This window comes from Leptolyngbya sp. GB1-A1 (assembly GCF_039962475.1).
In the GTDB taxonomy this organism is placed as follows: domain Bacteria; phylum Cyanobacteriota; class Cyanobacteriia; order Elainellales; family Elainellaceae; genus Leptolyngbya_A.
Genome location: NZ_JAMPLI010000008.1, coordinates 1 through 13107 on the forward strand (window position 1 = coordinate 1; position 13107 = coordinate 13107).

10 protein-coding genes are annotated in these 13107 nt (G+C 51.2%); 3 read left to right on the top strand and 7 right to left on the bottom strand.

The window, feature by feature from the left end; all coding sequences use genetic code 11:
* Nucleotides 1-181: 181 nt before the first annotated feature.
* The gene (locus tag NDI45_RS10605; protein ID WP_348247286.1) at nucleotides 182-445 is read right to left on the bottom strand and encodes an NfeD family protein; all 264 of its coding nucleotides are present in this window, start codon (nucleotides 443-445) and stop codon (nucleotides 182-184) included.
* An 837-nt stretch (nucleotides 446-1282) separates the two neighbouring features.
* On the opposite strand from NDI45_RS10605, the gene asnS reads away from it, so the two are divergent.
* On the top strand, nucleotides 1283-2674 hold the full coding sequence (asnS, locus tag NDI45_RS10610; RefSeq protein WP_348247287.1) for an asparagine--tRNA ligase: 1392 nt from the start codon (nucleotides 1283-1285) through the stop codon (nucleotides 2672-2674).
* Nucleotides 2675-2749: 75 nt separating this feature from the next.
* Here asnS and sppA read toward each other — a convergent pair whose 3' ends face one another.
* The 4 genes from sppA to NDI45_RS10630 all read right to left on the bottom strand — a co-directional run bounded on the left by sppA (nucleotide 2750) and on the right by NDI45_RS10630 (nucleotide 6750).
* On the bottom strand, nucleotides 2750-4564 hold the full coding sequence (sppA, locus tag NDI45_RS10615) for a signal peptide peptidase SppA (RefSeq protein ID WP_348247288.1): 1815 nt from the start codon (nucleotides 4562-4564) through the stop codon (nucleotides 2750-2752).
* Between the two features lie 154 nt (nucleotides 4565-4718).
* Nucleotides 4719-5042 carry a DUF1825 family protein gene (locus NDI45_RS10620; protein ID WP_190792634.1) on the bottom strand — a complete coding sequence of 108 codons (324 nt, stop codon included), beginning with the start codon at nucleotides 5040-5042 and terminating at the stop codon, nucleotides 4719-4721.
* Between the two features lie 356 nt (nucleotides 5043-5398).
* Nucleotides 5399-5542, bottom strand: a complete 144-nt coding sequence (locus NDI45_RS10625) for a chlorophyll a/b-binding protein (protein ID WP_190792633.1) — start codon at nucleotides 5540-5542, stop codon at nucleotides 5399-5401.
* 290 nt (nucleotides 5543-5832) lie between these two features.
* Nucleotides 5833-6750, bottom strand: a complete 918-nt coding sequence (locus tag NDI45_RS10630) for a cobalamin-binding protein (RefSeq protein ID WP_348247289.1) — start codon at nucleotides 6748-6750, stop codon at nucleotides 5833-5835.
* 173 nt (nucleotides 6751-6923) lie between these two features.
* On the opposite strand from NDI45_RS10630, the gene NDI45_RS10635 reads away from it, so the two are divergent.
* Complete coding sequence (locus tag NDI45_RS10635; RefSeq protein ID WP_348247290.1) at nucleotides 6924-7991, top strand: hypothetical protein; 1068 nt, start codon at nucleotides 6924-6926, stop codon at nucleotides 7989-7991.
* Nucleotides 7992-8169: 178 nt separating this feature from the next.
* Here NDI45_RS10635 and NDI45_RS10640 read toward each other — a convergent pair whose 3' ends face one another.
* Nucleotides 8170-9375, bottom strand: coding sequence for a phosphoglycerate kinase (locus NDI45_RS10640; RefSeq protein ID WP_348247291.1), 1206 nt, complete (start codon nucleotides 9373-9375; stop codon nucleotides 8170-8172).
* A 269-nt stretch (nucleotides 9376-9644) separates the two neighbouring features.
* Between NDI45_RS10640 and NDI45_RS10645 the strand changes: the two genes are divergently transcribed.
* Nucleotides 9645-10088 carry a universal stress protein gene (locus NDI45_RS10645; protein WP_190792629.1) on the top strand — a complete coding sequence of 148 codons (444 nt, stop codon included), beginning with the start codon at nucleotides 9645-9647 and terminating at the stop codon, nucleotides 10086-10088.
* 258 nt (nucleotides 10089-10346) lie between these two features.
* Here NDI45_RS10645 and acnB read toward each other — a convergent pair whose 3' ends face one another.
* Nucleotides 10347-12956, bottom strand: a complete 2610-nt coding sequence (gene acnB / locus NDI45_RS10650; RefSeq protein WP_348247292.1) for a bifunctional aconitate hydratase 2/2-methylisocitrate dehydratase — start codon at nucleotides 12954-12956, stop codon at nucleotides 10347-10349.
* Nucleotides 12957-13107 lie beyond the last annotated feature (151 nt).

Sequence of the window (13107 nt, forward strand, 5' to 3'; positions counted from 1 at the left end):
TTCAAGCCAGTTAAAGCGCGCAGCAAGCGGTCTTGTGTCAGCACCCGTTCAATATCCAGCATTTGCTTATCCCATTTCTGCCTTCTATTCTTGCTTATTTCCCGACAAGTCTATTACGTTCTAATCAGAATTAAGTGTTTCGCAGGTTCCCGAAGAGGTAATCGTAGGAGAGATTTCGCAATTAAGCTTGTTGTGGTGTGGGTTGAACGAGCAGCGTCAGGTTCATCCGTCCTACAACAGTAACGGTTTGTTCTGGCAGGAGCGTGATGTTTTCCAGGCAGCGAGCAGACCACCACACCCCTTGATATTTAACGCGACCCGGCTTTCCTGGCTGGATTGCTTTTTCAACAACCGCTGCATTCGCGATCGTCTCCTCCAGCGTAGAACTATCCTCAAATTGTTCTGGTGTTAGCGGGAATGAATCAGAAGAAAAAAGGTTTGACAAGGAGGAAAAGAAGTTAAAATCGCGAGTAATTGACATCATAAAACTCCGGGGGGCTTTAGGGGCAAAAGAGAGAATAAAATTCACAGGTTCAATTCAACCTGGGGTCGAACTAGATGTCGGAACTTTTGGTGAAAGGCTGCACCCTATCGGAAATAATGACAGCGACGGCAAAAGATAGATCAACGAGCGCTGTTAATTGAGTTGCTAATTAAATTGATCTCAGTGAGTGAGTCGGAAGTTCATCAAAAACATTGATCCGTGGTGCGAACTGAAAGCAGGATCGCTTGATGCCTAGAGGTTCAATTTGAACTCATCAGGTTGAACTCAGAGATGGCATCGGTAGGGCAGGAAATTGCAGGTTTGGGCTCAGTTTTTAGACGCAATTTGCAAAGGGTGAACAAAATGCTTTATCCAGAAGGACAGGCTGACCCGGATAAGAGTTCCGAGGGCGAACCAGAATCCATCTGACGATAGAGCGTTTACCGTACGGGGAAAGTGATGACGATCGAAAGGTGAAGTGATTTGCCTCAAACAGAAATATTTCTGGATATTCCTGAGATTTGAAGATCAATCGATCGCTTCAGTATTTACAGGGGGTGTGAAAAGGGAGTATGGTTACTCTTCCCACATCTGCTCTGGTATCTTCTGCTCCGATATCCTCCGGCAAAAAGTAGCTTCTACGGGATCTGTCCCACGGCTCTACAGAATTGGGATTACTTCTGCACTGCTTTAGAAACCAAAAAGGATTGCGATATCTTAAGAAGAGACAAGCAGAGCAATGGCTCTCGACGCACTGAATCGTGGTTGAATTCTTTATTCACTGATTGACCTGATCCTATGACTATCCGCCGTATTGTAGACCTGCTCAGACATGGACAGCCTGATGAAACTGTAACGATTCAGGGCTGGGTTCGGACAAAGCGCGAACAGAAAGAATTTACCTTTGTCGAAGTCAACGATGGGTCTTCGATGGCAGGGCTTCAGGCGATTCTAAATCAGGATTTACCGGGCTATGCAGAAGCGGTTCGCAGGTTAAACACAGGCGCGTCTGTGGCGATCGACGGTGTGCTGGTTCCTTCTCCAGGCAAGGGGCAGCGAATTGAGCTACAGGCTTCCTCGATCACGGTTTATGGCGAAGCGGATGCCGAAACTTATCCCTTACAGAAAAAGCGGCACTCGTTTGAGTTTCTGCGCGATATTGCCCATCTGCGGGCACGCACGAATACGATCGGGGCAGTTTTTCGGGTGCGAAATGCCTGCTCAACGGCAATCCACCAGTTCTTTCAAGAGCGGGGCTTCCTCTGGGTACATACGCCGATTATCAGCGCAAACGATTGTGAAGGCGCAGGGGAACTGTTTACCGTTACTAACCTGGATCTAAAACAGGTTCCTAAAACTGATGCGGGTGAGATCGACTATAGCCAGGATTTCTTTGGCAGACGGGCATTCCTCACCGTCAGCGGTCAGCTTGAAGCAGAAATCATGGCAATGGCGTTCACCAATGTATATACGTTTGGTCCAACCTTCCGCGCTGAAAACTCAAACACTTCGCGTCACTTAGCAGAGTTCTGGATGGTGGAGCCGGAAATGGCTTTTTGTGATCTCATCGATAACATGGATCTTGCCGAAGCCTTCCTCAAACATATCTTTCGCTATGTGCTGGAGCATTGCCCTGAAGATATGGAATTCTTTAACCAGCGCATTGATAATTCTGTTCTCGCTACTGCTGACAATATTATCAACAATGAATTTGAACGCATTACTTATACGGATGCGATCGCGCTGCTGGAAAAAGCCGACCGCAAGTTTGAATTCCCCGTTTCCTGGGGTTTAGATTTGCAGTCCGAACACGAACGCTATCTCGCCGAAGACCTGTTCAAAAAGCCCGTGATTGTCACCGACTATCCGGCACAAATCAAAGCCTTTTATATGCGTCTCAGCGACGACGAAAAAACGGTGCGGGCAATGGATATCCTCGCGCCTAAAATCGGTGAGATCGTGGGCGGTTCGCAGCGGGAAGAACGGCTTGAAGTGCTTCAGCGTCGAATTCAGCAGCTTGGTCTACCCGAAGAAGAACTCTGGTGGTATCTCGATCTGCGGCGATTTGGTACGGTTCCCCATGCGGGCTTTGGCTTGGGGTTTGAGCGGGTGGTGCAGTTCATGACGGGCATGACGAATATTCGAGACGTGATTCCGTTCCCGCGTACGCCGCTCAATGCTGAGTTTTAGGAACGGTTGCAAAGCTGGAGTTATCATCCGAGCCGCTCCTTCTAAACCCCGATCGCCCTATCAATCATCCCTTATCTAATCAATCATCGGTGTAAAAGGCAGACGGCTATACATCCCCAGCGGATCGTTGAGCGATCGCAGCGTATCCCAGTCCTCACGAATTTCCTGCACTTTGACGCTGAGCGGATCCGTCAGGGTTTCGGCGGGGGGCAGAACGTGGGTGAGAAGGCGGCTGCTGAACTGAGACAAAACCCGCTCCTCAAACGATCGCTGGCGCGGGTATTCCTCAGTCTGCCAGTCGTCGCCCAGTTTAGCTTCCTTAGCGGCTGCCTGGATTGCGTCCTCGATACCGCCAATTTCATCGACCAAGCCAATTCGCTTGGCTTCCGCTCCCGACCAGACTCGACCCTGGGCAATTTCCGCCACGCGCTGCTTGGGTAGCGATCGAGACGTGGAAACCAGCGTGATAAAGCGATCGTAGAGGCGATTGACCACTCCCTGCAAAATTCGCAGCTCTTCCGGAGTTTTGGGGCGGGCGATCGTGTCTAGATCAGCGAGGCGGCCGGTCTTGACAGTGTCCCAGGTAATGCCGTTCGCGTTGGCAATTTTTTGGAAGTTGGGCAGCACCCCAAACACGCCGATCGATCCCGTCACCGTGGTGGGCGAAGCAAAAATCCGGTTAGCATTGGTCGCGATCTGGTAACCGCCCGATGCTGCATAGCTGCCCATCGACACAACCACAGGCTTCTCTTTTTTCAGCAGCAGTACTTCTCTGGCAATCAAATCCGAAGCCGTTGCGCTGCCGCCTGGACTGTTGATTCGCAGCACGACTGCTTTGATGTCATCATCCTGCCGAATGTCTCGCAGGGTTGAAGCCAGCCGATCGCCCCCGATTGTCCCCGCACCGCCGCGACCGCTGACAATATTGCCCTCAGCGTAAACAACTGCAATTCTGTCGCCCTGCTGCTTTTCGTCCCCAACCGTTGCTTCGGCGTACTCTTCAATGTCAATTTGGCGGAAGGAATCTTGATCCTTTTCGCCTGTGATTTTATGCAGTTCGGCGGTCACTTCGTCATCGTAGGCAAGGCGATCGACCAGCTTAGCTGTCTGCGCTTGTTCCGGTAGCAAAATGCCCTGCTGATCGGCAATCTTCTGAAGCTGCTGCGGGGTTACTTTGCGGCTCTTTGCGGTGGTCGTCAGAAACTCGCTCCACAGGTCTGCCAGCAGCTTTTGGGTTTCTACCCGGTTTTCAGGGCTGATCGCACTTCGCACAAACGGTTCAACGGCTGATTTAAATTTTCCGGCTCGAAGCGGCTGCACGCCAATGCCGTATTTTTGCAGCGCGCCGCCGTAGAGGGTCGTCTCGAAGTTAAACCCATTGATCCCTAGCTGTCCTGACGGATTCAGCAAAATGGTATTTGCCACCGATGCCAGATAATAGCCGCGCTCTGACCAGCCCGTATCGTCATACGCCACGATCGGCTTTCCGGCATCGCGAAATTTCTGGAGTGCCTGCCGGACTTCTCGCAGCGTGGCATAGCCCGAGCCCAGCCCAGCCGAGGTAACATCGCCCGACAAATAAATTCCGGCAATGCGATCGTCTTGGGCAGCTCGCTCGATCGTCGTCAGCACGGTTCGGAGCGGAAGGGTTTGGGGCGATCGATTGCCAGAGAGTGCTTCGCTGAGAACATTGCCTTCATCGCTCTGCCCATCGCTGATCGGCTGAGATAAATTGAGCGTCAGCATGGAGCTATTTTCAACCTCAGGGGCAGTATCCCGCGGAAAAAAAGCCACCGCAAACAGCAGAGCCGCCAAACCGCCCACGCTCATCGCAGAGAAAAGAGCCAGTCCAATGATCGTAGCCAGGATTTGTTTGAGAAAATCGCGCATTATGAAGTGAGGAGTCGGGGTTGCACCGAAGCAGCAGGAATCAGAAAAAAGCAGATAATTCTGTGAAGCTTCAGTTCTACTGTACTCCGTCCCTCTAGCGATGCAAAGCTGTTTCCCTGGCAGGTAATGAGCTTGGTCTTTAACTCCTGCTTGGTCAAGAAGTTCTTTCTAGCTCTGCCTTCATCCGCTCCAGGGTCATGTGCATCTGGTCAAACATCTGCTGCGGCGTCACACCAAACTGGCCCAGCTGGGTTTTGAGCTGCTCAACCGTCATCTGCGCCATGAAGTCTTCTGATAGCTCAAACCGCTTCATAAACACACGATAGCGGTCCATCATTTCTTCCATTTTTTCGATGTAAATTTTTTTGCCCTCACGATCGAACTTGCCATAGTCTGATCCCAGCCGCATGAGCGATTGGTAGTCCTCAAACAGGTTTCTGGCTTCCTGCTGAACAATTTCAGAATCAAAAAATCCCATCGCTTCCCTTCACCGTTTTACGAGTTTGTTAAACGAATTGTTCAATGTCACGATCGTGCTCATCATGCCGCTTCAAGACCGGCAGCCTTAAATGAGTTTGAACAATGCTTCTTTCTCTTTCGATTAATCTCATTTTACTGGAGCCGTCTGCTGGAAAAGAGATCGGATCTCTCTACCTATCTTTATTGATTCCTGTAGGCAAAGTTATTCCTATCGGCAAAGTTGTTTATGAATATTTTGTGAGGGTATAGTTCTGCGATCGGCAGAAAATTGACGCAAAGAAAAAGGGAACCGACTTGGCTCCCCCACTAAGGATTTCTGAAAGATGGATTAAGAAACTAGAGGATAAGAACGAATTACATCAGACCAAGCTGAGACAGGATGCCCTGACCGGTGAGGAACTCAGTTGCGACTCCGATGACAAAACCCAGCATTGCCAGACGACCATTCCAGGTTTCAGCAAACTGGGTAAAACCAAACTTAGACTGTTGACTTTCCATAACGACTCAAACCTCACTCAGGATCAACCTTGATGTAGATAAACTTAACATAAATTCAAAAAAAATTTGCAACTCTTAACAAAAATGAGATTGCCGCTTCGTACTTAAAAATAGTTAAAGGTGATGATAGTGCCCTACTGATGACTGAGTTTTGATGCGGCTCGATCTATTTCTCTTGCATCATCTATTTCCCTTGCGTCAACAACTGTAGGCACATGAGTCTAAGCGAGCTTCGAGTTTTGCAGCCCCCTAAATCCCCCAAAACTGGGGGACTTTGAACCTTGCCACTCCTATCGAAACGGTTGCCATCCCTGCTCTAAATACCCAAAATTAAATCGATCAGGGTGCAGAATTTCTGCCAGAATCTCCAGCGAGTCTACGAGGCGTGGTCCCGGACGGTTGAAATACTGATTGCCATCTGTGATGTAAACGCGATCGTTTTTCACTGCCCGTAGCCCAGCCCAGTCGGGATGCTGCTGCAAAATTTTGGCTTCCTGCTTGGTGCGCTCCAAATCAAAACCACAGGGCATGATCACGATCGCCTCAGGATTTGCCTGAATCAAATCATGCCATTGCAGCCAGGGCGAATGGTGTCCGACGGTTCCAAAAAGCGATCGTCCGCCTGCCAGTTCCACCAGCTCTGGAATCCAGTTGCCTGCTGCCATCAAGGGTTCGATCCATTCGATACAGGCAATCGTTGGTCGTTCTTTTTCGGTGAGCGATCGTGTTTTTTCAGTACAGCGATCGATTCGCTGCTGTAGCGATGCCGTTAATCCTGCCGCCGAAATGCCAAAGGCTGCCGCTACGCGATCGAGGTCTGTCCAGAGTTCCGAGAGCTGATTGGGCTGAAGGGAAATAATTTGCGGCTGACTGCTCATCAGGGTTCCAGCGGCTTGCTCCACATCTGCCAAACTGACCGCACAAACTTCGCACTGCGCCTGCGTCAAAATGTGCGTTGGCTGGAGCTGTTCTAGGACTTCGGTTTTGACGCGATACACGCTCAAAGCAGACTGGAGTAGATCGGTGACGCGATCGTGGATTTCCTGGCTCGTTCCTTCGGGATTAAATTTCGGCTCGGTACAGACGGGCAAATCTTTCACCTGCGGCGGATAGTCGCACTCATGCGATCGGCCCACCAGAGCATCGGTGAGTCCTAACCGGTGAACAATTTCCGTTGCGCTAGGAATGAGGGAAACAATACGAAGCATGAAAATAATAATGTGATAAAAGTTGTCCGGAGGTCGTGTAACTCGTCCTTTGCTTCTAAAGATTACATGAAGTGAAAAGATAACGTGAATCAAACCGCAATAATCAAATTGATTGGAACTTCTAAGGCGTGAGGGGCATCGATTCAACCACATAAGCAAGGCAGCTAGAAGCAATGCGTCAAGCCGTATTATTCCTTTCAAGATTTTTATTTAGCCTCTGGATTGTACTAATTAGCGCGTTTCTGCTGCTGCTCTTGCAGAATGCGCCAAGCGTGCCCAATACTCCTTTTGCCAGTCTGTCGATTCGCACCGAGCAAAACAGTACCGTTCGCTTACCCAATCGGATCTTTACCTGTACAGAAACTGGGCAGCAATTTCAGTGTCAGACAGAACTTCAAGACCGTTTGCTAGCCCTCCGCCTGACTAAAGGAAAGGACTATAAATACGATTTCAGCAATTGTCGTGCTGAGTATGGCGGGCGATCGGTTGAGTGCAAGGACACAGGGCTAAATTATGCCCCTATCCTGGCACAGATGTATGAAATCAAGAACCTGGGATTGAGTTCTCAGCAAATTCAGGCAATTCGGCAAGAGTACTGGAGCATGAATGTGCTGGTGCGGCTGGGTGAACTCCGCCTGCTGTGGATTAGCACTGGACTCTCACTGGCAGCCGGGATCAGTGCTGCTCTCTTCACCTGGTTCCACCCTGGCAATCTGAGCAAGAGCTTTGCTAGCTTTGCCTGCGGCATTGGAATGTATCAATTAATCGGAAGTTGGCTGGGGCGAGTTCCTTACACGCTTGTGACCCCTTATGGATTTACCCCGGAGAGCTGGGGCTCGGTTGTGAGTGGAAGCGCGATCGTGACTGGCGTGATCACAATGTTGACCACTGCGCTTTTACTCTGGAGCAGCTTAAATCGTTTCAGTAAGAGCCTGCTTAGCATTAGCACCAGTGCAGCAATTTTTAGCCTTTGCTGGTGGTCGCTGACCTGGAATTCTAATCACCTACTAAGTCTCCTGGGTTTAGCCGACATGTTTTCGCAGCAGGGATACTCGTATCTGATCATGCAGATTGTTCAGGTTGTTTCAATCCTTCTGGCAGTTGCCGCCGCGATTTTGCTCTGGCTCCGCACCAATCAATCGATTCAGAGGTTTCTTTGTCTGGGCTGTGGCTTTGGCGCAATCGCTCTAGCGACAAATTTGCTTCTATCTCTGCTCCTGGGGCTGGGATATGTAGATTAGTCGTACCCGTCGATCGCATGAGGAGCTGGGTGTTCGGGGAATGCCAAACCTGTTGCACCATCCAGGAACACTGCAAGAAAAAGACTGAGCAGAAATCCTACTCAGTCCGTTGCTTCACTTCTCTACTAACGTTTCTCTCAAGGCGTTTCTCTAAAGGAACACCAGCCAGGAGATTCAATTAAGCATCGTTCAGCGCGGCGATACCGGGCAACACTTTGCCTTCCAGCAGTTCCAGGCTAGCTCCACCCCCTGTGGAAATGTGGCTCATCTGGTCTGCCAAGCCGACTTTCTCGACTGCTGCTACTGAATCTCCACCACCAACGATCGTGCTGGCTCCCTTTCCGGTCAGGGTCGCTAGGCTCTTTGCGACTGCCTCTGTGCCCTTGGCGAACTTGTCGAACTCAAACACGCCCATTGGACCATTCCAGATCACGGTCTTGCAGTCTGCCAGAGCGGATTCAAACTGCTTGATCGAGTCGGGACCGATATCCAGACCCATCCAGCCATCGGGAATGTTGCTGATGCTGACGGTTTGGGCATTGGCATCGGGGGCAAAGTTATCGGCAACGACGACATCAGTGGGCAGCACCAACTCAACGCCTCTTTCCTTTGCTTTGGCTTCCAGCTTTTGTGCCAGTTCTACATACTCATCTTCAACCAGGGATTTGCCGACGCTCAAGCCGCGTGCCCTATAGAACGTGAAGATCATACCGCCGCCGATTAGCAGCTTGTCTACTTTCTCTAGCAGGGTTTCAATCACAGTGATTTTGCTAGAAACCTTGGAACCACCGATGATAGCTGCCAGAGGCCGCTGAGGTTCTTCGATCGCGCCCTGCAAATACTGCAATTCTTTTTCGATCAGAAAACCTGCAACGCTGGGGTTGAGGTAGTGAGTCACGCCTTCGGTGGAAGCATGGGCGCGGTGCGCAGTTCCAAAAGCGTCGTTTACATAGAGATCGGCAACTGATGCCAGCTTTTGAGAAAATTCGGGATTGTTCTTTTCTTCTTCAGCATAAAAGCGAACGTTTTCCAGCAGGGCGACATCGCCGTCTTTCATGCCTGCGATCGTGCTAGCAACTGCATCGCCAATACAGTCATCGCACTTGGTCACGGACTGACCCAGCAACTCAGATAAACGAGTGGCAACCGGGGTGAGCCGCATACTGTCTACGACTTTGCCCTTGGGACGACCAAAGTGGCTGGCAAGAATTACCTTTGCCCCGTTAGAGGTGAGATATTGAATGGTCGGGAGCGCGGCACGAATCCGAGTGTCATCTGTAATCTTGCCCTGCTCATCCAGAGGCACGTTGAAGTCAACTCGTACAAAAACGCGCTTTCCTGATAAATCCGCAGCAGATAAACTATTCAGAGCTTTTTTTGCCACCGCTTGAACTCCCTTTAATGAGTCTTTTTACCTATTAGCATTGTAAAGTCTTATGGAGCATTTCTAAAAAACGATCGCATTTTCTTGACCAAATTTTCCGAAAAAAATCTGTAGCCTGTGACTCTAGTACACTAGATGCAGAACTCATTGCAGTGTAAGCCCTTGGTTTTCAGGATTTCTCTGGGAAAACGTCTGATCGCAAGTTCGTTTTTTTGAAAAGCCAGAATCAAAAGCCAGAATCAGAAGCCAGGATTAGAACAGGAGGGACAATGTTCAAAAATGTACTATTCCCGGTAGACCAGAGCCGTGAATCGCGGGAAGCGGTAGATACGGTGGTGAACCTCGTCAAAACCTACAGCAGTCGGCTGGTGCTGCTCTCGGTGGTGGAGTCTTTAGAAGTAGGAGAAGCGGCTACAACCGCCGATGCGAAGCAGTTCCCCCACGGAGGTAATCGCGAAATGACCTCACCGGAAGCGATCGCCAAACTGCTTACCGAAGTAAAAGCCCTATTTCAGCAGCAGGGCATCGAATCCGAGGTCATTGAACGGGAAGGAATTCCGGCGTTTGTGATCTGCGATGTGGCAGACGAGGTCGAAGCCAATTTGATTATTATGGGCTGTCGCGGGCTGGGCCTGACCGAAGAAGGCGCGTCAGAGAGCGTGACCAATCGAGTGATTAATCTCTCGCCCTGCCCAGTTCTGGTGGTGCCGTAGTTTTCTAGGGGTGCCGTAGTTTTTCTGGTAGGCTTCTGGGCGTTTCAGCCCCCTAAATTCCCCAATTTTGGGGGACTTTGATCCCGCAATAAAGTCAATCAAGAAATAAAGCCAATCAAGAGTCAAATCATGAGGGGCAATAGCATAAGGGGCAATAGCATAAGGGGCAATACCTTAGATCGAATCGATCGGGTACTGCCCCTGCTTGCTTGATTACCTTGCTTGATGACAACGAGAGTCTAGACGAGGTTGCCCGCACTATCGGGCAGTGGTCGGCATTCCCAGGATGTCCTCGATCCGGGGCATTTCCTCTAGGGGAATCACACGACCCTCATCTTCAAACCCGGTGATCTGGTCGAAGTTGAGGTAGCGATACAGGTCTGCCGCAAAGGGATTAATTTTATCCTGAACGATCGCCTGATACTCTTCAACCGTGGGAATCCGACCAAGCAGGGCACAGACTGCTGCCAGTTCCGCTGAGCCGAGATAGACTTTGGCATCTTTGCCCATGCGGTTGTTGAAGTTGCGCGTTGAAGTCGAGAAGACCGTGACGCCATCTTCTACTCGCGCCTGGTTGCCCATACAAAGCGAGCATCCGGGCATTTCGGTTCTGGCTGCGACGGCATTGAAGACATCGTAAACGCCTTCTTCGCGGAGCTGCTTTTCGTCCATACGAGTTGGCGGCGCGATCCAGAGGCGAACGTTGGTGGAGGTTGCCCCTTCGAGGATCTTGGCGGCGGCGCGATAGTGCCCGATGTTGGTCATGCAGGAGCCAATAAACACTTCGTGAATCGGATCGCCTGCACATTCCGACATCAGTTTGATGTTATCGGGATCATTGGGAGCGGCGACGATCGGTTCTTTGATCTGATCCAGATCGACCTCGATCACATCAGCGTATTCGGCATCTTGATCGGCTTCCATCAGCGACGGATTTGCCAGCCATTGCTCCATTTTTGCCACGCGCCGCAGAATGGTTCGGGCATCACCGTAGCCCCGCGCCGCCATATTTTTTAGCAGGGCGACATTCGATCGCAGATATTCGGCAACGGTTTCGGTACTGAGGGCGATCGTTGAACCCGCACAGGATCTTTCTGCGGTTGCATCGGTCAGCTCAAAGGCTTGCTCTAGTTTCAGGTCGGGCAGTCCTTCCATTTCCATGATGCGACCGGAGAAGACGTTCTTTTTGTTTTGCTTCTCAACGGTGAGTTTGCCCTGTTGCATTGCCACGTAGGGAATCGCATTCACGATATCGCGTAGCGTCACACCGGGCTGCAATTGACCCGTAAACCGCACGAGCACCGATTCCGGCATATCCAGAGGCATTACGCCCAACGCTGCCGCAAACGCCACCAGTCCCGAACCTGCCGGGAAAGAGATGCCCAACGGGAAGCGAGTATGGGAGTCACCGCCTGTGCCCACTGTATCTGGCAGCAGCATCCGGTTTAGCCAGGAGTGGATAATGCCATCGCCTGGACGCAGGGAAACGCCACCGCGCTGGGTGATAAAGTCCGGCAGTTCGTGGTGAGTTTTGATATCTACAGGTTTGGGATATGCCGCCGTATGGCAGAAGCTCTGCATGACCAGATCGGCACTGAAGCCGAGGCAAGCCAGCTCTTTCAGTTCGTCGCGGGTCATAGGTCCGGTGGTGTCCTGCGATCCCACAGTCGTCATCATGGGTTCACAGGAAGTTCCCGGTCGCACACCCTCTAAACCGCAGGCTTTGCCGACCATTTTCTGCGCCAGGGTATAGCCTTTGCCCGTGTCTTTCGGCGGAGATGGGCGAATGAAGCGATCGCTCACACTTAAGCCCAGTGCCACCCGTGCCTTATCCGTCAGCGTCCGACCGATCAGCAGGGGAATTCGTCCGCCTGCCCGTACTTCATCCAAAATCGTGTCCGGCTTCAGTTTAAAGGTGGCGATCGTCTCACCCGATTCATTCTGAATTTCGCCTTTGTAGGGATAGATCGTAATCACATCCCCGGTTTCCATTTGCGACACATCGCACTCGATCGGCAACGCGCCCGAATCTTCGGCGGTGTTGAAGAAAATCGGCGCAATCTTGCCGCCCAGCACATAGCCACCCGATCGCTTATTGGGCACGAAGGGAATGTCCTGTCCGATGTGCCATAGCACGGAGTTAATGGCTGATTTACGGGAAGACCCGGTTCCCACGACATCCCCCACATAAGCGACGGGATGGCCTTTTTGCTTGAGTTGGGCGATCGTCTCCAGGCTTCCCGGTTGGCGAGTTTCCAGCATTGCCAAGGCATGAAGCGGAATATCGGGGCGAGTTGTCGCGTGGGTTGCCGGAGACAAATCATCGGTATTCGTTTCGCCCGGAACCTTAAACACCGTCACTGTGATCGATTCCGCCAGTTCGGGACGAGTGGTAAACCAGTCTGCATTCGCCCAGGATTCCATCACCTGCTGAGCATTGCCGTTGCCCTGTTCGGCGAGTTCCTGCACGTCATGAAAGGCATCGTACACCAGCAGAATTCTGCTTAAAGCCTTTGCTGCTGCGCTTGCAATTTCAGCATTTTCAACTTGCAGCAGATCGATCAGCGACTGCACATTATATCCACCCATCATGGTGCCTAGCAGCTCCACTGCATCCAGAGCAGACACCAGGGGACTCGTAATTTCACCCTTTGCAACGCCGGTCAAAAAACCTGCCTTTACATAAGCCGCCTGATCGACTCCGGGCGGAACGCGATCGCGCAGCAAACTCAGCAAAACCGCTTCCTCACCTGCCGGAGGATTTTTGAGCAGTTCGCACAAACCAGAGGTTTGCTCCGCATCGAGCGGCAGAGGTGGAATTCCTAACGCCGATCGCTCTGCAACGTGGTTCCGATAAGCTTCATCCATCTTCCTAACTTCTCCTGGTCTCCTGGCAGCAAAACTTGGGGTGACACGCACCACCCAGAATCTTCATTGAAACATTTTTCGCTCTATTCCTACCGTAGCTCGACCAACAGATTGTGAGGAGTTCTGGACAGGGGAAACTGCCGGACTGAAT

Coding starts and splice junctions, on each gene's coding strand:
- asnS (WP_348247287.1), top strand. CDS start 1,283: ATGACTATCCGCCGTATTGTAGACCTGCTCAGACATGGACAGCCTGAT.
- sppA (WP_348247288.1), bottom strand. CDS start 4,564: ATGCGCGATTTTCTCAAACAAATCCTGGCTACGATCATTGGACTGGCT.
- NDI45_RS10620 (WP_190792634.1), bottom strand. CDS start 5,042: ATGGGATTTTTTGATTCTGAAATTGTTCAGCAGGAAGCCAGAAACCTG.
- NDI45_RS10625 (WP_190792633.1), bottom strand. CDS start 5,542: ATGGAAAGTCAACAGTCTAAGTTTGGTTTTACCCAGTTTGCTGAAACC.
- NDI45_RS10630 (WP_348247289.1), bottom strand. CDS start 6,750: ATGCTTCGTATTGTTTCCCTCATTCCTAGCGCAACGGAAATTGTTCAC.
- NDI45_RS10635 (WP_348247290.1), top strand. CDS start 6,924: ATGCGTCAAGCCGTATTATTCCTTTCAAGATTTTTATTTAGCCTCTGG.
- NDI45_RS10645 (WP_190792629.1), top strand. CDS start 9,645: ATGTTCAAAAATGTACTATTCCCGGTAGACCAGAGCCGTGAATCGCGG.
- acnB (WP_348247292.1), bottom strand. CDS start 12,956: ATGGATGAAGCTTATCGGAACCACGTTGCAGAGCGATCGGCGTTAGGA.